Source organism: Aeribacillus sp. FSL K6-1305 (genome assembly GCF_038050115.1).
Taxonomy (GTDB): domain Bacteria; phylum Bacillota; class Bacilli; order Bacillales; family Aeribacillaceae; genus Aeribacillus; species Aeribacillus composti.
Map to the genome: position 1 here is coordinate 1,119,271 of NZ_JBBOQV010000001.1, position 19,518 is coordinate 1,138,788.

The 19,518-nt window shown below is 42.8% G+C and carries 16 protein-coding genes and 1 other annotated feature (1 of these 17 only partly in view); all 16 genes read right to left on the bottom strand.

Going from position 1 to position 19,518, the window contains the following annotated elements:
• The gene (gene sat / locus NST97_RS05250; RefSeq protein WP_340733939.1) at positions 1-1,143 is read right to left on the bottom strand and encodes a sulfate adenylyltransferase; all 1,143 of its coding nucleotides are present in this window, start codon (positions 1,141-1,143) and stop codon (positions 1-3) included.
• Between the two features lie 475 nt (positions 1,144-1,618).
• Positions 1,619-2,332, bottom strand: a complete 714-nt coding sequence (locus NST97_RS05255; protein ID WP_340787571.1) for a phosphoadenylyl-sulfate reductase — start codon at positions 2,330-2,332, stop codon at positions 1,619-1,621.
• A 277-nt stretch (positions 2,333-2,609) separates the two neighbouring features.
• Positions 2,610-3,245 (bottom strand): orotate phosphoribosyltransferase, encoded by a 636-nt coding sequence (gene pyrE / locus NST97_RS05260; protein ID WP_063388466.1) that lies wholly within the window; start codon positions 3,243-3,245, stop codon positions 2,610-2,612.
• Positions 3,242-3,958: an orotidine-5'-phosphate decarboxylase gene (gene pyrF, locus NST97_RS05265; protein ID WP_341343005.1), complete on the bottom strand. Its 717-nt coding sequence runs from the start codon at positions 3,956-3,958 to the stop codon at positions 3,242-3,244. The genes pyrE and pyrF overlap by 4 nt, the downstream gene beginning before the upstream one ends.
• Entirely contained in the window at positions 3,927-4,862 is a 936-nt protein-coding gene (locus tag NST97_RS05270) for a dihydroorotate dehydrogenase (protein WP_341343006.1), read from the bottom strand. Before NST97_RS05270 ends, pyrF begins: the two co-directional genes overlap by 32 nt.
• Complete coding sequence (locus tag NST97_RS05275) at positions 4,856-5,632, bottom strand: dihydroorotate dehydrogenase electron transfer subunit (protein ID WP_063388469.1); 777 nt, start codon at positions 5,630-5,632, stop codon at positions 4,856-4,858. The genes NST97_RS05270 and NST97_RS05275 overlap by 7 nt, the downstream gene beginning before the upstream one ends.
• Before the next feature lie 13 nt (positions 5,633-5,645).
• Positions 5,646-8,834, bottom strand: a complete 3,189-nt coding sequence (gene carB, locus NST97_RS05280; RefSeq protein ID WP_341343007.1) for a carbamoyl-phosphate synthase large subunit — start codon at positions 8,832-8,834, stop codon at positions 5,646-5,648.
• Complete coding sequence (locus tag NST97_RS05285) at positions 8,827-9,918, bottom strand: carbamoyl phosphate synthase small subunit (protein WP_063388471.1); 1,092 nt, start codon at positions 9,916-9,918, stop codon at positions 8,827-8,829. Before NST97_RS05285 ends, carB begins: the two co-directional genes overlap by 8 nt.
• 1 nt (position 9,919) lies before the next feature.
• Positions 9,920-11,197 carry a dihydroorotase gene (locus NST97_RS05290; RefSeq protein WP_341343008.1) on the bottom strand — a complete coding sequence of 426 codons (1,278 nt, stop codon included), beginning with the start codon at positions 11,195-11,197 and terminating at the stop codon, positions 9,920-9,922.
• Positions 11,181-12,095: an aspartate carbamoyltransferase catalytic subunit gene (locus NST97_RS05295; RefSeq protein WP_339196626.1), complete on the bottom strand. Its 915-nt coding sequence runs from the start codon at positions 12,093-12,095 to the stop codon at positions 11,181-11,183. The genes NST97_RS05290 and NST97_RS05295 overlap by 17 nt, the downstream gene beginning before the upstream one ends.
• Positions 12,096-12,250: 155 nt before the next feature.
• Positions 12,251-13,546, bottom strand: coding sequence for a solute carrier family 23 protein (locus NST97_RS05300; protein WP_339196629.1), 1,296 nt, complete (start codon positions 13,544-13,546; stop codon positions 12,251-12,253).
• Between the two features lie 145 nt (positions 13,547-13,691).
• On the bottom strand, positions 13,692-14,237 hold the full coding sequence (gene pyrR / locus NST97_RS05305; protein ID WP_063388474.1) for a bifunctional pyr operon transcriptional regulator/uracil phosphoribosyltransferase PyrR: 546 nt from the start codon (positions 14,235-14,237) through the stop codon (positions 13,692-13,694).
• A gap of 163 nt (positions 14,238-14,400) precedes the next feature.
• Positions 14,401-15,315 (bottom strand): RluA family pseudouridine synthase, encoded by a 915-nt coding sequence (locus tag NST97_RS05310; RefSeq protein ID WP_341343009.1) that lies wholly within the window; start codon positions 15,313-15,315, stop codon positions 14,401-14,403.
• A 3-nt stretch (positions 15,316-15,318) separates the two neighbouring features.
• On the bottom strand, positions 15,319-15,780 hold the full coding sequence (gene lspA / locus NST97_RS05315) for a signal peptidase II (protein WP_445206675.1): 462 nt from the start codon (positions 15,778-15,780) through the stop codon (positions 15,319-15,321).
• A gap of 109 nt (positions 15,781-15,889) precedes the next feature.
• Complete coding sequence (locus tag NST97_RS05320; protein ID WP_063388477.1) at positions 15,890-16,180, bottom strand: hypothetical protein; 291 nt, start codon at positions 16,178-16,180, stop codon at positions 15,890-15,892.
• A 300-nt stretch (positions 16,181-16,480) separates the two neighbouring features.
• The gene (ileS, locus tag NST97_RS05325; protein ID WP_066246579.1) at positions 16,481-19,255 is read right to left on the bottom strand and encodes an isoleucine--tRNA ligase; all 2,775 of its coding nucleotides are present in this window, start codon (positions 19,253-19,255) and stop codon (positions 16,481-16,483) included.
• A 52-nt stretch (positions 19,256-19,307) separates the two neighbouring features.
• Positions 19,308-19,518 (bottom strand) — a binding site (T-box leader) (it continues 14 nt past the right edge of the window).

The following is a 19,518-nucleotide window of genomic DNA, read 5'->3' on the forward strand; positions in this document are numbered from 1 at the left end:
TCATTTTTGCAATTCTTCTTGGCGCAGTCCTTTTACGAGCACTTCAACAACTTCCGGACGGCTGAAAGTGTTTGGCAGCGGCTCGCCGTTTCGCAGTTTTTCCCTTACTTTTGTGCCTGATAAAATGACACGGTCGTCATCGGAATGCGGACATGTTTTATGGGAGGCCATGCCGTCGCATTTTTTGCAATAAAAGCTGTGTTCAAAAAACAGCGGCGTAATATCTAATTCCTCTTTTGTAAAGTTGGAAAAGATTTTTTGCGCATCATATGTTCCATAGTAATTTCCAACCCCTGCATGGTCTCTTCCAACGATGAAATGCGTACACCCATAATTTTTTCGGACGATAGCATGGAATATCGCTTCCCTCGGTCCGGCATAGCGCATGGCGGCTGGAAAAATTCCTAACAGAACACGATCTTTTGGATAGTAATTTTCTAACAGAACTCGATAGCTTTCCATGCGAATATCTGCAGGAATATCATCCTTTTTTGTTTCGCCGACCAGCGGCTGCAGAAATAATCCGTCTACGGTTTCAAGAGCTGTTTTTTGAATGTATTCATGCGCACGGTGAACAGGATTTCTCGTTTGAAACCCTACGACTGTATTCCAGCCAAAACGTTCAAAAGCGGCTCGAGATTCTGCTGGCTCAAATGTTTCATTTGGAAACGGCTTTTCCGTTTTCTTTACTAACACGACATCCCCGCCAAGATAGACAGGAGGACGCTCATACAATTTAGCAACTCCTGGGTGCTCTTCATCTTTTGTCCGATAAACATATTCCGCTTCTTTTTGTTTATCCGGCTTATATTTATCTTCCACTTTGATCACACCGTATACTTCTCCGTTAAATGTCAGCTTAACTTCATCTCCAATGTCGATGCGATCAGCTTGTTCTTCTTCAACAGGAAGTGTAATTGGAATGCTCCAAACTATACCATTGGCAAGACGCATGTTTTCGACAACACTATCATAATCTTTTTTAGTTAAAAAACCCGTTAATGGACTAAATGCTCCAATACCGATTAACTCTAAGTCAGAGAGCCCGATATTATCCAATTCAATTGCTTCTTGAATATGAGAATAATTGTATTCTGGATTATAGCGATTGATTAATGTTCCTCCGTGCGGTGCAATCCCCATTTGATCTCCTCCTTGCTACGCCATATATTCCTATATTCATATTTATTTACTAGGCTTTTGTTGAAAAAATTTTTAGCCTTAGCCGCTAAATAAATCTAAATCGTTGCGATACGCCATCATCAAAAACGAGTAAAAAGAATCATTTCATGAAACGTGTCTTCAAAACTTTATTTTTTATGACGAGTTTTTATAAAGCATTATATGCGGAAAAAGGCCTGCTGTAGATCAAACTATCACTTCACTTGTAAGTGATATTCATATTTTGATTGAACAAACACCAAAGATAAAATGATTGAATCAACTATCGATGAAGCCGAAGCAGACGGTTTAGGCACCTTCACCTCCACCGACCATTGAACAGAGAACATTTCCAGCAGTCCGAATGGAGGAAAAAGCGATATGTTTTTACCGCTCCTGTACGACAGGCAGCACCCGCTACCGCCGCACCGCTTCCTCTAATGGTTATAGGCTTCCATTATTTTGTCACACTCTCATGTAATCCGCATTCAAGCTTTTGATGGCCGACCCATCTTCCAGAACGCAGATCATCCATGTTAATGGCTGGCTGAGTGCAAGGCTGGCAGCCAATGGAAGGATAACCTTGATCATGTAAGACGATATAAGGCAAATCATGTTTATAAACATATCGCCAAACTTCCTTCCATGTCCAGTGGATGAGAGGGCAAATTTTTACCTTTTGGAATTTCTCATCTTTATTAATATAGTTTATATGTTTTCTTGTCGGCGATTGTTCTCTTCTCAATCCTGAAATCCATGCTTTTACAGGTTCAAGTGTCTCCCTTAAAGGAACCACTTTCCGGATGTGGCAGCAAAGATTCGGATCTCTCTCCCAAAGCTTATCCCCATATTGCTCTTTTTGCTCTTCTAATGTGATCTCTGGTTTTTTCAATTCTATATTTAAATCTGGGTATCGATTTTTTACTTTTTCTATGCAATCATAGGTTTCTTTAAAATGCAGCCCTGTATCCAAAAAGACAATCCGTGCGGTCGGATTGACCTTTGATATTAAATCAATGAGTACAATCCCTTCAATCCCAAAGCTGCACGAATACACAATATCATCTTTATATGTTGAATATGCCCATTCCAACACCTCTAGGGCACCTTTTGTGTCCGATGTCTCATCAAACACGAGATCAGGTTCCGCCCAGGTTTCGTACGTAAGCATTCGCCTTTCCCCCTTATTAGAAAAGGAATAGAGCGCGTTCAATAAAAGGATTGAAAACCGCCTCTAGTCGTCTAGTCAGCGGTTTATTGAGACAGCTTTTTATATAATCCTTCTTTTCTTTCATTTGTACAAATGACATTTTGTACTTAAAAATTAGGTTAGAAGATTCACAGTGTTCCTTTCAAGAACGTGCTATATGCTATCAAATTTTATCATAATTTTCCTAAAAGTCAACCCGAGTTTTTTGATTGGAATTAAATATTATATGAAAAGGCGGTTAAACTTTTTCGAGCCAACTGTCGTTTTCAGGATTTTTTCGCCATAATGACAAGCGGTCGAGATCCTCTTTTGAAATCATTTGCACTTCCAAAGCCACTTGGATTAAAGTGTCATAATCACTTAATGCGATCGCAGGAATGCCAGCATTGGCAAAGTTTTGCTTTCCTTGAGGAAGACCGTAGGTAAAAATTGCGGCGACACCTAGTACTTGACAGCCAGCATTTCTTAGTGCTTCAACAGCTTTTAAGGAGCTTGCCCCTGTTGAAATCAAGTCTTCGATTACAACAGCTTTTTGTCCTTCCCTCACTTTTCCTTCTATTTGGTTTCCCTTCCCATGCTTTTTCGGTGTGCTGCGCACATAACACATAGGCAATCCCAGCTCTTCAGCAACTAATGCCGCATGGGGAATACCGGCTGTTGCAGTTCCAGCAATTAATTCAGCATCGGAAAAATGCTCACTGATTAGTTGAGCTAGTCCTTTATAAATGATTTTGCGGAGCTTCGGATACGATAGAGTCAAACGATTGTCGCAATAAATGGGCGATTTTATTCCGCTTGCCCACGTAAACGGTTCATTTGGTCTGAGAGTAACTGCTTCAATTTCTAGCAAATGTTTGGCGATTTCCTTTTTCATTCCACCTTACCCTCCCATTCTTTTTTTACCTCATTGTAGGCTGCAACAGGATCCTCTGCTTTTGTAATTGTCCTGCCGACTACAATGGCTGATGCGCCTTGTTCCTTTGCAAATTTTGGCGTCGCAATGCGGACTTGATCCTGTGCTCTATCTTTTGCTAAACGAATTCCAGGCGTAACAGTCAGAAAAGATGGACCGCACGTTTTTCTTATTTCGCTTACTTCATGGACAGAACAAACAACACCGCTCATCCCGCTTTTTTTTGCATTTTCCGCATAATGTAAAACCGTCTCAAGCAACGGCTTTTCAATGAGAAGTTCATTTTTTAGCATCTCGCTGGAAGTGCTTGTCAGCTGGGTGACAGCGACAACATCTGGACGCTTATTTCCGCTCTGAGCTCCCGCCTCCAGCCCTTCTATCGCTGCTTCCATCATGTCTCTACCTCCCGCAGCGTGAATAGTGATCAAATCGACTCCGAGCTTGGCAAGTCCTTTCATCGTTTGTTTCACGGTATTTGGTATATCATGCAGCTTCAAATCAAGAAATATTTGATGACCGCTTCGCTGTAATTCTTCAATGATAGAAGGGCCTTCTTGATAAAAAAGTTCCATCCCCACTTTAACAAATAAAGGCTGCTCAAATATTTGCACAAACTGCAATGCTTTTTCTCTCGTATCAAAATCAAGGGCAAGAATTAGAGGACGATTTTTCATCTTTCCAGCTCCTTCCGACACATTCATTCACATGATCAAAGCCTAATTCTTTCAGCCGATTCGGCAACGCATCAATAAGTTCAACACAGACGTAAGGATTGACAAAATTCGCTGTACCAATTGCGACTGCCTTTGCTCCTGCCTGCAAAAATTCTATGCAATCATCGACATTCATAATTCCTCCCATGCCAATGACCGGGATTTCTACACTTTGGGAAACCTGATAGATCATACGAACGGCAATCGGCTTGACAGCAGGTCCAGAAAGCCCGCCTGTTCCATTAGCAATAATCGACCGGCCTGTTTTCACATCGATCCGCATGCCGAGGAGCGTGTTGATCATCGTAATTCCGTCTGCTCCCGCTTTTTCCACCGCTTTTGCCATGGCGACAATGTCAGTTACATTTGGAGAAAGCTTGACATAAACCGGTACTGAAGAAACGTTTTTCACAGCTTCTGTTAAATGTCCGGCTACTTCAGGAACTGTTCCGAACATGATCCCCCCTTGTTTAACATTCGGACAAGAAATGTTCAGTTCAAGTGCTTTTACGTTAGGCGCTTTACTGATTTCTTTTGCCACTTCCACATATTCTTCAACAGTCGAGCCGGCAATGTTCGCAATGATCGGAACATCAAATTGAGAAAGCCAAGGAAGCTCTTCCTCCATCACTTTTTTTAATCCGGGATTTTGCAACCCAATGCCATTGAGCATTCCCGACGGCGTTTCCGCCACCCTTGGTGTTGGATTTCCGAATCTAGGCTCAAGCGTTGTTGCTTTGATCATGATCGCTCCAAGCTTGGATAAATCGTACAGCTTGGCAAATTCGCGGCCAAAGCCGAAGCATCCTGATGCGGGCATGATCGGATTTTTTAACTCAAGACCAGGAAGCTTAACAGTTAACATTCCAACATCACCTCCCCGATTCGAAAAACAGGCCCGTCGGTACAGATTTTCTTATAGCCCGAATCATTTGCATCGGTTTTCGTACGGCGGACACAGGCAAAGCAAGCGCCGATTCCGCAGCCCATTCTTTCTTCCAGGGACAAAAACACTTTTTTATGCGGAAATGCTTCTTCTATCGCTTTTAACATTGGAGTTGGTCCGCATGTATAGAGCGTTTCAAATGTGAAGCGTTGTTCATTGATGATATCCATAACGGTTCCTTTTGCGCCGAATGTGCCGTCAACTGTCGCCACAAACGTTTCGCCCAGCTCTTTAAACTCTTGTTCGTAAAACACCGCCGCTTTTGTTGAAAATCCTAATACATGGACAACTTCCACTCCATTTTGAACAAGCTGCTTCGACAATTCATAAAGAGGGGGAACGCCAATGCCGCCACCGACAAGCAATGCTTTTTCCTTCGTTTCTTCAACCGGAAAACCGTTTCCGAGCGGTCCGAAAACATCGACAAGCTCACTTGCTTTTTTTCTGGACAATCTTTTCGTTCCGGCGCCTTCTGCCCGATAAATTAATGTCATCGTGTTTTTTTCGGCATTGTATTCGGCAATGCTGATCGGTCTTCTTAATAACAGATCAAAACTGTCATCCACTTTTATTTGAACAAATTGTCCCGGACGAGTAATGCGTTGAACGAGCTCTCCTTTTAATTCCATTTTATAAATGTTTTTCGCAATTGGCCTGTTGCTGATGATTTCCATCCAAGCTTTGATCATTGGATCACCTTCTTTACCTATTATGTTCGGAGAGATTTTCAACCGTAAAAGCCATCGTTTCAAGCACGCGTAAAATTGCCCTTGCAGTGTCTAAAGAAGTGAAGCACGGCACACCGTTTTCAACCGATTCCCTTCTGATTCTGAAGCCGTCGCGCTCAGGCTGCTTTCCTTTCGTCAGCGTGTTGATGACAAATTGCGCTTTTCCATTGCGTATCACATCCAAAATGTTGTCGCCACGTGATCCGATTTTGCTGACAACTTTTGCTTTTATGCCGTTCTCTTCTAGAAACTTTGCGGTTCCTTCCGTCGCCAGCAGCTGATAGCCGATATTGCGAAATCTGCCCGCAATTTCTAAAGCCTCGTTTTTGTCCTTATCAGCAATCGTAAGCAGTACTGATCCGTGCTCGTAAATATTCGTACCGGCTGCAACAAAGCCTTTATAAAGAGCCTTTTCAAAGGTGGCATCCTTTCCGATTACTTCCCCAGTTGATTTCATTTCTGGTCCAAGCGTAATGTCTACACGGCGCAACTTCGCAAATGAAAATACCGGCACCTTCACAAATACACCTTTCGCCTCTTTTGCAAGCCCTGTTTTCACACCGAGTTCCGGCAAGCTAGCACCGAGTATCACCTTTGTCGCAAGCTTAGCCATCGGAATTCCGGTAATTTTACTTAAAAACGGAACTGTTCTGCTTGATCTTGGGTTCACTTCCAATACGTATACCCGCCCGTCAGCAATTACAAATTGAATGTTTAGCAGTCCGACAATATTCAGCCCTTTTGCCAAACGAATCGTATAATCAACAAGTTCTGTTTTCAACTGATCAGATAACGTTTGCGGCGGGTAAACCGCTATCGAGTCCCCTGAGTGCACGCCTGCCCGCTCAATATGCTCCATAATGCCCGGAATGAGCACATGTTTACCGTCTGAAATCGCATCAACTTCCACTTCTATTCCGGTTAAATATTGATCAATTAAAACGGGATGTTCCGGATTAATTTTTACTGCATGTTCCATATAATGGAGCAATTCTTCTTTATGGTAGACAATTTCCATCGCCCGGCCGCCAAGCACATAGGAAGGACGGACAAGCACCGGATAGCCGATTTCTTCCGCAATTTCCACCGCTTCAGCGACGGATAGAGCCGTTTTCCCTACAGGCTGTGGTATTTCCAAAGCTTCAAGCACTTGTTCGAACTTGTCGCGGTCTTCCGCCCGATCTAAATTTTCCAGGCTTGTTCCTAATATTTTGACACCTCGTTTTGCCAGCTTGCCTGCCAAATTGATTGCCGTTTGCCCGCCGAATTGGACGACAACGCCAATCGGCTTCTCCAAGTCGATAATATGCATGACATCTTCGATCGTCAGCGGTTCAAAATACAGCTTGTCGGAAATGCTGAAATCCGTTGACACCGTTTCTGGATTGTTATTGATAATGATTGCTTCATATCCTGCTTCGCGAATCGCCCAAACAGAGTGAACTGTTGCATAATCGAACTCAATACCCTGCCCGATTCGAATCGGCCCTGAACCTAACACGACAACACTTTTTCGTTCAGTCACAATCGATTCATTTTCTTCTTCATATGTGCCGTAAAAGTAAGGCGTCTCGGATTCAAACTCGCTTGCGCACGTATCAACCATTTTGTAAACTGGAACAATTCCTTGTTTTTTCCGAAACTCATAAACTTCCGATTCATCTGTATTCCATAACGAAGCGATAAAGTGATCAGAAAATCCGAGCTGCTTTGCTTTTCTCAACACGTTTACATCAAATGGAGATTTTTTCAGTTCTCGTTCATATTCGATAATGTTGTTTATCTTATTCAAGAAAAAGCGGTCGATTTTGCTCCATTGATGAATTTGCTCAACGGAAAAACCCCTTCTCAGCGCTTCCGCGATGTAAAAGATTCGTTCATCCCCTGCTTTCTTGATTCGCTTTTCAATCATTTCATCTGAGACATCGTTTTCTTTCAATGTTAAATGGTAGACGCTTGCTTCGAGAGAACGAACAGCTTTTAACAACGATTCTTCAAACGTGCGGCCGATCGCCATGACTTCACCGGTTGCTTTCATTTGAGTGCCAAGCACACGGTTGGCTGATTCAAATTTATCAAACGGCCATCGCGGTATTTTCGTGACAACATAATCAAGCGCCGGTTCAAAGCAAGCAAATGTTTTCCCTGTCACTGGATTGATGATTTCATCTAACGTCAAACCGACGGCAATTTTCGCTGCGAGTTTCGCAATCGGATATCCTGTCGCTTTTGATGCAAGGGCAGATGAGCGGCTAACCCGCGGGTTCACTTCGATAACGTAATATTGAAAACTATCCGGATCAAGAGCAAGCTGAACATTGCAGCCGCCTTCGATGCCAAGAGCTCCGATAATTTTTAATGACACGTTTCTGAGCAACTGGTATTCTCTGTCTGAAATCGTTTGGCTGGGCGCCACAACGATCGAATCGCCTGTATGAATGCCGACGGGGTCAATATTTTCCATGTTGCAGACAACGATTTTATTGTCTTTTGAGTCCCGCATCACTTCATATTCGATTTCTTTGTAGCCGGCAATGCTTTTTTCGAGCAGACATTGATGAACAGGGCTGAGCTTTAAACCGTTCGTCACAATTTCAATCAGTTCTTCCTCATCGTGACAAATGCCGCCTCCGGTCCCGCCAAGTGTATATGCAGGCCGGACGATCACCGGATAGCCGACTTGCTCCACAAAATGAAACGCTTCTTCAAGCTCATGAATTATGGCGCTTTCCGGCACCGGTTCATTCAGCTCCTTCATAAGCTCGCGGAACAGTTCACGGTCTTCAGCTTTTTGAATGGCTGAAAGCTTAGTTCCTAAAATTTCAACGCCGCACTCTTCTAAAACACCCATTTTATGAAGCTCGACCGCCAAGTTTAGTCCAGTCTGTCCGCCGAGAGTCGGCAGGATCGCATCCGGCCTTTCCTTGCGGATGATTTTGGCGACAAAGCTCGGCGTGAGCGGCTCCATATACACTTTGTCGGCAATTTCCGTATCCGTCATAATTGTCGCTGGGTTCGAGTTGACAAGAACTACCTCATATCCTTCCTCTTTCAATGCTAAGCACGCCTGTGTTCCCGAATAGTCAAACTCCGCCGCTTGTCCGATAATAATCGGTCCTGATCCAATAACTAAAATTTTCTGAATATCTTTCCGCTTAGGCATTGAGATTCCCCCTTTGAGCAGTCTTTTCCATCAGCTCGATAAATTGATTAAACAATGGATTGGCATCCTCAGGTCCCGGCGATGCTTCCGGATGGTATTGAACAGCGAAAGCAGGATGCACGCGATGTCTCAATCCTTCAACTGTTCCGTCGTTTAGTGCAACATGTGTTACTTCAAGCTCTGTATTCCTAATGGATTCGATGCTTACAGCATAGCCGTGATTTTGGGAAGTCATATACACTTTCCCAGTTTTTAAATCCTTCACTGGATGGTTTGAGCCGCGGTGGCCGAATTTCAATTTTTCTGTTTTCGCACCGCATGCTAAAGCGAGCAGCTGATGCCCTAAACATATTCCAAAGATAGGGGTTTTCCCGATAAGATCGCGCAGCATTTCAATTGCTTCTGGAACGTTTTGCGGATCTCCAGGTCCGTTTGTGAGCAAAACGCCGTCAGGCTTCAATCGCAATATTTCCTCCGCAGATGTATCATATGGAACGACGATCGAGTCGCAATTTCGGCTGTTTAATTCTCTTAAGATTCCATGCTTCATGCCAAAATCTACAACAACCACTCTTTTTCCTCTTCCTGGACTTTGATATGGTCTTTTCGTCGATACAATTTCCACCTGATTGCGCGGCAGCTCCGTTTCTCTTAATTTCTCAGCCACTTGCTTTGGATCCGCCTCAGCTGAACAGATTGCACCTTTTAACGTTCCGTAGTTGCGGATAATTCTAGTCAGCCTTCTTGTATCGATTCCACTGATGCCAGGAATATCGTTTTCTATGAGAAAATCATTGATTGAATATAAACTTCTCCAGTTGGAGGGAGCTTCACAGGCTTCCTTCACAATCATCCCGTTCACGAACGGGCGGATCGTCTCAAAATCGTCTCGGTTGATGCCGTAATTGCCGATCAATGGATAAGTAAACGTTACGATTTGCCCGCAATATGAAGGATCTGAAAGTGTTTCTTGATAGCCTGTCATTCCGGTTGTGAACACAACCTCTCCGATGATGTCACGATCGCTTCCAAAGCCATCGCCGATGAAAACATCGCCGTTTTCAAGCACTAATTGCCGTTTCATATTACTCTCCCCTTTTCCAAACGATTTTGCCGTCCACCATTGTTAAAACAGGCCAGCCTTTTGCAAGCCAGCCGTTAAACGGCGTATTTTTTCCTTTTGATGCAAATGTTGAGGCATCTATCCTTTTTTCTTCCTGTAAATCAATGAGCGTCAAATCTGCAGAAATGCCTTCTTTTAATTCCCCCATATCCAAGTTAAAAGCTCTAGCAGGCTTTACCGTCAACCAATCAACAAGCTGTTTCAATGTAAAAATGCCCCGTTCGACAAAATATGTGTACAAAAGAGGAAAGGCAGTTTCCAACCCGACAATCCCAAACGGCGCCTTATCGACCTCTAAAGATTTCTCCTCCATCGTATGAGGCGCATGATCCGTAGCAATAAAATCGATTGTTCCATCCAACAGCCCTTCGATTAATGCTTTCTTGTCTTCTCTGCCTCTAAGCGGCGGATTCATTTTAAAGTTCGGATTAAGCTCCGGAATATCTTCATCACATAAAAGAAGATGATGCGGGGTCACTTCGCATGTCACGCGGATGCCTGCTTTTTTGGCGTCTCTGACGGCTCTGACGGATTCTTTTGCACTAATATGGCACACGTGGTAATGGCAGCCGCTAGCTTCTGCCAGCAGAACATCTCTTGCAATTTGAACGGATTCACATACAGATGGAATGCCGGATATACCGTGATTTTTTGCAAAAACTCCATCATGGAAGGATCCGCCGTTGATAAGGGTATTGTCTTCACAATGCGCGACAATTGAATATCCTTTCTCCGCCGCTTTTTTCATTGCTTGAAACATCATGCCGGCCGACTGGACACCTACGCCATCGTCCGTAAAGGCAAAAGCACCTTCCTCTTTTAATGCATCAAAATCCGTTAATTCGCTTCCGCTTTGCCCAAGTGTGATCGCTGCATAAGGAAGAACGCGAACCTTTGCTGTTTCTTTAATTCGCTTTTGTAAATTGATCATTTTTTCTTTCGTATCAATAGGCGGCTTCGTATTAGGCATGGAGGCAACGGTTGTAAAGCCGCCCTTCGCTGCAGCCAGCGTGCCGGTGGCAATCGTCTCTTTCGCTTCTCCACCCGGTTCACGCAGATGAACGTGAAGATCGATAAATCCATGGGAAAGAAGCTTTCCGTTGCAATCGATCACGTCTCCCGCTCCATCAGCTATCTCTTCCGATATTTGTTTGACTATTCCGTTTTCCACAAGAACATCCCGTTTTGTCAATTCGCCTTCCTCTGTTAACAATTGCGCATTTTTAAATAGAATGGACATGTTTCTTCTCTCCCCCTTGTGCTTTACTTTCAATCGCCTGTTTTATAACTGCCATGCGGACAAATACACCGTTTTCCATCTGTTTAAAAATTCGCGATCGGCTGCACTCTACTAAATCTCCGTCGATTTCAACTCCTCTGTTGACCGGTGCAGGGTGCATAATAATCGCATGGTCCTTCATCATTTTTTCCCGTTCCTTTGTCAATCCGTACTGCTCCAAATATTGATCAGCTGTCCATTTTTCGCTGTGGCGTTCATGCTGGATTCTTAAGAGCATCACAACATCTGACATTTCGATTGCTTCATTGATCGATACGTATGTACCGTATGGATTGGTGTCGTCCCGAAATTTTTCAGGTCCAGAGAACAATACGGTTGCCCCGAGCCTTGTCAGCACTTCTGCATCAGATCTTGCTACACGGCTGTGGCGAATGTCACCGATGATGGAAACCGTCAATCCGTTAAAACTCCCAAACTCTTCACGAATTGTCATCAAATCGAGCAAACATTGCGTTGGATGGTGTCCGCACCCATCGCCAGCATTTAATATGGATACTTGGACACGGCCGATCAGCTCGTCAAAATACCGATCCTGCGGATGACGGATCACGACTGCCTCGACACCGATTGATTCTAAAGTTTTTACAGTATCGTACAACGATTCTCCTTTTTGAATGCTTGAAGAAGCTCCATCCACATTTAAAATGTCAAGTCCAAGTTTTTTTTCAGCAGCTTCAAAACTAAACCTCGTCCTCGTACTCGGCTCAAAAAACAAGTTGGCGATAAATGTTTGTTCTCCGACTTTCCATCGTTTTCCCATTTTAAAGTGTTCCGCTTCATCCAAAATGGCAATAATCTCTTCAGTTGACAGCGTGCTCATGGTCACTAAATGTTTCATCGCTTTCTTCCCCTTTCCTTTAAATAAAAGCGATTGACGTTTGAATTTTAAAAAAAATACCCTGCCAAGGCATGACAGGGTGTAAGCAAATGGCGAAGCTTGATTTGTCTCACACACCCTTGAAAGCCTCTCTGGACTTTTTTAAAAGGTGATTGCTACGCTACAGAATCTTCTTCATTTGTGTCAAAAATATGTTCTTCTTTTTTTCCTGGGAGCACAAAGTTTAAAATGACGCCAATGATTGCAGCTAATGCCATTCCGTGTAATTCGAAGCTTTCACCGAACTTAATCATTGCTTCGCCAATTCCTATTACTAAGATGACGGAAGTGATAATTAAGTTTCTTTTTTCGTTCAGATCAACTTTATGCTCAATCATCATTCTTAATCCTGAAGATGCGATGATCCCGAAGAGAAGTATTGAAACGCCTCCCATTACTGGAGTTGGAATCGAACTGATCAAGGCTGATATTTTTCCAATAAAGCCAAACAAGATTGCGAATAGAGCTGCACCGGCAATGACATAAACGCTGTAAATTCTTGTAATCGCCAATACGCCGATATTTTCGCCATATGTCGTGTTCGGCGGTCCACCGATAAGAGATGCAATCATGGTTGCCGCTCCGTCGCCGAGAATGGAACGGGCAAGTCCAGGGTCTTTGATTAAATCTTTTCCGATTACTTGGCTTAGCAGCATTTGGTGACCGATATGCTCGGATAATGTCACCACTGCGACTGGAACCATCAGCAGAATGATTTCAGATGTAATGTGAGGTGTATAATCAACAAATGGAATGATAAAGTTCGGGAGCTGAAACCATTTGGCTTCCGCCACTTTTTGAAAGTCGACAATGCCGATTATAAGCGAGTATACATATCCGCCGAAAATTCCGATTAATACAGGGATTAGGTTAAAAAATCCTTTAAAAAATGCCATTGTTATAATGGTGATCAGAAGCGTAACAAGACCTGCTGAAAAGTGAAGCAAGCTGTAATGTCCTTTAGGATCGTTCATGGCCATACTCACAGCTGTTGATGCAAGGCCAAGTCCGATTACCATGATTACTGGACCGACGACAACAGTTGGAAGTAATTTCATAATCCATTTATATCCTGTCTGTTTGATGATAAGTGCGACAACTCCGTAAACTAAACCTGCCAAAAAGCTGCCGATCATCGCCGCTCCTACACCGCCGGCAGCTTTAGCCGCAATTAACGGTGTGATGAAGGCAAAGGAGGAGCCGACATATGCCGGCACTTTTCCTTTTGTGATCAAAATAAATGCGAGTGTGCCGAGACCGCTGGAAATCAAGGCAACAGAAGGATCAATTTTGACTAAAAACGGTACGAGAATCGTTGCTCCAAACATGGCAAATAAATGTTGGAAGCTTAGGGCGAGCCATGTGATAAAATCAGGTTTATCATGAACATCTAGTATAATATTTTGTTTCATGTTTTTTTCCTCCTTATGGAATTTGCATAAAAAAACCTCTTTGGCCGATGAGGCACAAAGAGGTTTTTGCCAAAGTGCATACAAATAGCGTATACACCTTTCGGACCCCTTTGCAGCCTCACGGGACTGCTATTAAAAGGGACATCTATTCATTTTCATAAATGGATACTTTTTCTTTTTCATCTACTTCCAAAAGCTGTACAACAATTTTTTCTGATTTTGAAGTAGGTATGTTTTTTCCGACATAATCCGCTCGGATCGGTAGTTCGCGATGGCCGCGGTCAACAAGTACAGCGAGCTGGATTTGCGCTGGCCTGCCGTAGTCAACAATGGCATCCATCGCTGCCCGTACTGTTCTTCCCGTGTAAAGGACATCGTCCACTAAAATGACTTTTCGATTGTTAATATCGATCGGGATATCTGAACCTTTAACGAGCGGTTCGCCGCTTTCTGTTTTTTGTGTTAAATCATCCCGGTAAAAGGTAATGTCAAGGTTGCCGACAGGTATCTCTTTTCCTTCAATGTCCTCTATTCTTTTTGCAAGACGTTTGGCAAGATAAATTCCCCTTGTCTTGATTCCGACCAAAACACAATTGTCTATCCCTTTATTGTGTTCGATAATTTCGTGGGCTATTCTAGTTAGCGCCCTTCTGATCGCCTGCTCATCTAACACAACCGCTTTTTCCGGCATGCTCATCACCTCAAATTTCGGTTAAAAAAACCTCTCATCCTGAGGATGAGAGGTTTTGTGCATAGCTCACCTATTGCCATACGATTCCTTCTCAGCCTCACGGGACTGCAGTTAAAGGATGCTGTTTTGTCTAAACGTATTATGACAGAGCAGCTCGTAATTGTCAACGATCATTTCGTAACATTTGCAAAATCTTTTCGAATTCTTCCGGAAGCGGTGCTTCAAACTTCAAAAACTCTTTTGTTCTTGGATGCTCAAAACCGAGTACGCCTGCATGAAGTGCCTGTCCACGAATTGGAAGTGTTTTTTTCGGTCCATATTTTGGATCGCCAGCTAGCGGAAAACCGATATATTTCATATGCACGCGGATTTGATGCGTTCTCCCGGTTTCCAGCCTGCATTCTATATATGTAAAATCCGAAAATCGTTCCAGCACATGAAAATGGGTGACAGCTTCTTTACTGTTTGTTTTTGTCACCGTCATTTTTTGCCGATCCTTTGGATCCCTGCCGATCGGAGCATCAATTGTGGCATGGTCGTGCGGAATTACCCCGTGTACAATCGCCTTATATCTCCTTTCAACTCTCTTTTCCATTAATTGATTTGCTAATGATTCATGAGCGTAGTCATTTTTGGCGACCATTAATAAACCTGAAGTGTCTTTATCAATCCGGTGAACAATTCCCGGGCGAAGGACTCCGTTAATGCCGGACAAATCTTTGCAATGATATAAAAGACCGTTCACAAGCGTTCCTGAAGTGTGTCCCGGCGCTGGATGAACGACCATCCCGCGCGGTTTATTGACAACGATGACATCTTCATCCTCATAGTATATATCAAGCTCCATCGGCTCAGGCTTGACATCCAGCTCTTCCGGTTCTGGAACAGATACAGTGATGACATCACCAATTTGGCACTTGTAATTGGCCTTCACCGATTTTTCATTTACTGAAACAATCCCGTCCTTGATCCAATTTTGGACCGACGTTCTTGACCAATTCTCATTTTTATTGGACAAAAATTTATCTATTCGTTCATGTTCCTCTTTTTCCGTCACAACAAAAGTAAATTGCTCCATTTTCTACTCCTTTTGCTTCTTTTCTTCAAAAAACAAAAAATATATGAAAAGTAAAATAACACCAATTGTTAAAGACGAATCGGCAATATTAAAAATTGGAAAATTATAGCCGAAAATATATGTATGAATAAAGTCCACCACCTCTTTACGGTAAAGGCGGTCAATAAAATTCCCAATCGCTCCGCCGAGCATTAAGCTGAGAGCAACCCCCAGCATTGCATTTTGTTTCGCATATTTTTGCATATAATAAATAATCGCTACGACAACAATAATGGTAATAATATAAAAGAACACCATCTGGTTCTGTAATATTCCCCAAGCCGCTCCTTTATTGCGGTGAGACGTTATGTATAAAAATCCGTTGATAATTTCAATGCTTTCGCCAATTTCCATATTTTTTACGATCAGCCATTTTGTCCATTGGTCGAGAGCGATGACAAATAATGCAATCAAATATTTAAGCACACTGTGTTCCCCCACTCACTGGCAAGTTTCCATCAAATTTTAGCACATTTTTTGACAAACAGTAAAGAAGGGGAACAAGCAAAAAAGTGAAGCTTGTTCACTTCACTTCTTAATGATATTCTAGTGTTTTTTTTAAATATGATTTCATATTGAGAAAATCATGAATCGTTCTGGCTGTCGGAATTTGTGCCAATTGTTCGAGCGGCAATTTTTGCAATGTTTCTTCACATATGCCATAAAGTCCATATTCCATTTTTTCCAATGCAAGCTCAACATCGTTGAGCTCATTTTTTACATCCCGGATAAAAATCGGGTCATCCAATTGACTTTTGGCGAGCCGCGCATTGAGTTCGTCCTTCATTAACGTTAATTCGTCTTTGATTTGATCGAGCGGATTCATTATTAAAACCCCCTCGTCTGTTTTGTATTTATATTGTAACCGCCGTACTGCCTCCTATCACATTCAAGTTTTTCCACACACGTAAATAGCGGCTTGGAAATGATTCACACTTTAAAAGCTAAAAGCTGAATTCTTCTTTCAATTTTGAGCAAAGTATTCATTTTTGAAAAAGCATCCGAGAAAACTTTTCCAATTGACTATGACGGATTTCAATGAAAGATCGTTCTTTTTATGACACTTCTTTATGAGGAAGCATTGCTAAATGAAAAAACTCCCTGTTTGCACAGGGAGCTGATAAAACTATGCTAGATGGCTGTAGTGATCTTTCACAATGCTTGCACATCTTTTGCACAATGTCGGATGGTCTTGATCAGTGCCTATATCTGTTGAAACAACCCAACATCTTTCACAAGTCTCACCATCCGCTTGCTTCACAATTATTTTGATGCTATCAAATGTTTGCGCTTCTTCTGGAGCATCTTTGTAATCACCGGCAATTTCTAACTGGGAAACAATAAACAGCTGTTTTAAGTCCTCTTGTATTGAATTGAACAATTCTTTTATTTCTTCGTTCGGATAAAGGATGAGAGCAGCATTTAACGATTTGCCGATCACTTTTTCATTTCGGGCAATTTCCAGGGCCTTTAATACATCATCGCGAACTGACATAAACTGATCCCATTTCGCTTCAATCTCTTTGCTGCCTTCAATCTCTACAGCTTCCGGCATATCGACAAGCTGTACGCTCTTTTCTTCAACTGATTCAATATGTCCCCATACTTCTTCTGTTGTATGCGGCAAAATCGGTGTCATCAGCTTTACAAGAGCAAGAAGCGCTTCATATAAAACCGTTTGGATAGAGCGTCGATTATGGCTGTCAGCAGCCTCAATATACAGAATGTCTTTTGCAAAATCAAGATAAAATGAGCTTAGCTCAATCGTACAGAAATTGTGAACGTCATGATAGATGGATGCAAAATCATATTCTTCATATGCTTTTCGCACTTTGGCAATTAGTTTATTCAGTTTAATGAGAATATAGCGATCCACTTCTCTTAATTTTTCTACAGAAACACGATGCTGATTTGGATCAAAATCAAACAAATTTCCTAACAAGAAACGGTACGTGTTGCGAATTTTCCGATATACTTCAGATACTTGTTTTAAGATTGCATCAGAGACGCGAACGTCCGATTGATAATCAACTGATGCTACCCATAGACGAAGAATATCTGCTCCAAACTGTTCCGTCACTTTGGCAGGAACAACAACATTTCCTAGCGATTTGCTCATTTTCCGTCCTTCGCCGTCCAGCGCAAATCCATGGCTTAAAACGCCTTTATATGGAGCTTTTCCTGTGACAGCAACTGCTGTAGACAGCGATGAATTAAACCAGCCGCGATATTGGTCAGAGCCTTCTAAATAAAGATCAGCAGGACGCTGCAAATCTTCCCGTTCAACTAAAACTGCTTGATGAGAAGAGCCTGAATCGAACCAAACGTCCATAATGTCTGTTTCTTTCGTAAAAATGCCGTTCGGGCTTGAAGGGTGTGTAAATCCTTCTGGAAGCAGGTCTTTTGCTTCGCGTTCAAACCAAACGTTCGAGCCGTGCTCGCGGAACAGTTTTGCCACATGTTCAATCGTTTCATCTGTTATGATCGGCTCCCCATTTTCACCATAAAACACTGGAATTGGCACGCCCCATGCCCGCTGACGGGAAATACACCAATCGCTTCGATCGCGGATCATGTTATGAATGCGAATTTCTCCCCAATTAGGGATCCATTTCGTTTCTTTAATTGCTTGCAGCAATTCATCTCGAAAATCTTTAATGGACGCAAACCATTGCGCTGTTGCTCTGAAAATCGTTGGTTTCTTTGTTCGCCAGTCATGTGGATAGGAGTGTGTAATAAATGAAAGCTTTAGCAATGCCCCTACTTCTTCTAATTTTTCCGTTATTTTTTTATTTGCGTCATCATAAAACAATCCTTCGAACCCTGGAGCTTCTTCTGTCATGTACCCTCTTTCGTCGACAGGACATAATACGCCTAGGTTATATTTTTGTCCGACGACAAAATCGTCTTCCCCATGGCCTGGCGCTGTATGGACGCATCCTGTACCAGCGTCGGTCGTTACATGTTCGCCAAGGATCACTAATGAATCGCGGTCATAGAACGGGTGTTTCGCAACCACATATTCCAGCTCTTTGCCTTTAAACGATTTCACTACTTCATATTCTGTCCAGTCCAGCTCTTTTGCCACTTCTTCGAGCAGGGCAGATGCGATCACAAACTTGTCAGCTCCAACCTTCACTACAGAATATTCCAAATCAGGATGAACAGCAATTCCTAAGTTTGCAGGGATAGTCCACGGAGTAGTCGTCCAAATGACGATTTTTTCTCCATCTGTTAATACATTTTTTCCGTCCTTTATTTCAAATGCAACATAAATAGAAGGCGAGCGTTTGTCATAATATTCAATTTCCGCCTCTGCCAAGGCAGATTCGCTCGATGGAGACCAATAAACCGGCTTCAAGCCTTTATAAATATATCCCTTTTTCGCCATTTCTCCAAAGACGCGAATTTGCTGGGCTTCATATTCTGGTTTCAAGGTGACATATGGATTTTTCCAGTCGCCTCGAATTCCAAGGCGTTTAAATTGCACGCGCTGGCGCTCAATTTGCTCCCATGCATATTGCTCGCAATGTTTTCGAAATTGCGCGACATCCATCTCTTTTCGATTGATTTTTTGTTTCTTCAAAAGTGCTGTTTCAATTGGCAGACCGTGCGTATCCCATCCTGGAACATACGGTGCGCAATATCCGCTCATGGATTTATAACGGACAATAATGTCTTTTAAAATTTTGTTTAAGGCATGCCCCATATGAATATCCCCGTTTGCGAACGGAGGACCATCATGTAATATGAAAAGAGGCCGTCCTTTCGTGCGCTCCTGCACTTTTTCATAAATATCCATCTCTTCCCATTTTTTCTGGATCTCAGGTTCTTTTTTCGGAAGGTTTCCTCTCATTGGAAAGTCTGTTTTCGGCATTCGTAACGTCTCTTTATAATCCATTCCCATTCCTCCACATAATATTTGTTCACTAAAATAAAAAAACTCCTCATCCCTAAGGGACGAGGAGGAATCTCGCGGTACCACCCTTTTAGATGCGCACAAATCATGCACATCCACTCATAAACATAACGGACTTGGCCGCCACAGCCTACTAGCATGTTTCAGCTATGGACTCAAGGGTGATGTTCATCCTTTCGCCTTTACCCGGGCTTCCACCGTCCCCGGTTCGCTGTCATAAAGGGCTTGAAAGGACTACTGTCCCT

Excerpts from the sequence above, each read along its gene's own strand:
- sat (WP_340733939.1), bottom strand. The coding sequence starts at position 1,143 with ATGGGGATTGCACCGCACGGAGGAACATTAATCAATCGCTATAATCCA.
- NST97_RS05255 (WP_340787571.1), bottom strand. The coding sequence starts at position 2,332 with ATGCTTACGTACGAAACCTGGGCGGAACCTGATCTCGTGTTTGATGAG.
- pyrE (WP_063388466.1), bottom strand. The coding sequence starts at position 3,245 with ATGAAAAAGGAAATCGCCAAACATTTGCTAGAAATTGAAGCAGTTACT.
- pyrF (WP_341343005.1), bottom strand. The coding sequence starts at position 3,958 with ATGAAAAATCGTCCTCTAATTCTTGCCCTTGATTTTGATACGAGAGAA.
- NST97_RS05270 (WP_341343006.1), bottom strand. The coding sequence starts at position 4,862 with ATGTTAACTGTTAAGCTTCCTGGTCTTGAGTTAAAAAATCCGATCATG.
- NST97_RS05275 (WP_063388469.1), bottom strand. The coding sequence starts at position 5,632 with ATGATCAAAGCTTGGATGGAAATCATCAGCAACAGGCCAATTGCGAAA.
- carB (WP_341343007.1), bottom strand. The coding sequence starts at position 8,834 with ATGCCTAAGCGGAAAGATATTCAGAAAATTTTAGTTATTGGATCAGGA.
- NST97_RS05285 (WP_063388471.1), bottom strand. The coding sequence starts at position 9,918 with ATGAAACGGCAATTAGTGCTTGAAAACGGCGATGTTTTCATCGGCGAT.
- NST97_RS05290 (WP_341343008.1), bottom strand. The coding sequence starts at position 11,197 with ATGTCCATTCTATTTAAAAATGCGCAATTGTTAACAGAGGAAGGCGAA.
- NST97_RS05295 (WP_339196626.1), bottom strand. The coding sequence starts at position 12,095 with ATGAAACATTTAGTGACCATGAGCACGCTGTCAACTGAAGAGATTATT.
- NST97_RS05300 (WP_339196629.1), bottom strand. The coding sequence starts at position 13,546 with ATGAAACAAAATATTATACTAGATGTTCATGATAAACCTGATTTTATC.
- pyrR (WP_063388474.1), bottom strand. The coding sequence starts at position 14,237 with ATGCCGGAAAAAGCGGTTGTGTTAGATGAGCAGGCGATCAGAAGGGCG.
- NST97_RS05310 (WP_341343009.1), bottom strand. The coding sequence starts at position 15,315 with ATGGAGCAATTTACTTTTGTTGTGACGGAAAAAGAGGAACATGAACGA.
- NST97_RS05320 (WP_063388477.1), bottom strand. The coding sequence starts at position 16,180 with ATGAATCCGCTCGATCAAATCAAAGACGAATTAACGTTAATGAAGGAC.
- ileS (WP_066246579.1), bottom strand. The coding sequence starts at position 19,255 with ATGGATTATAAAGAGACGTTACGAATGCCGAAAACAGACTTTCCAATG.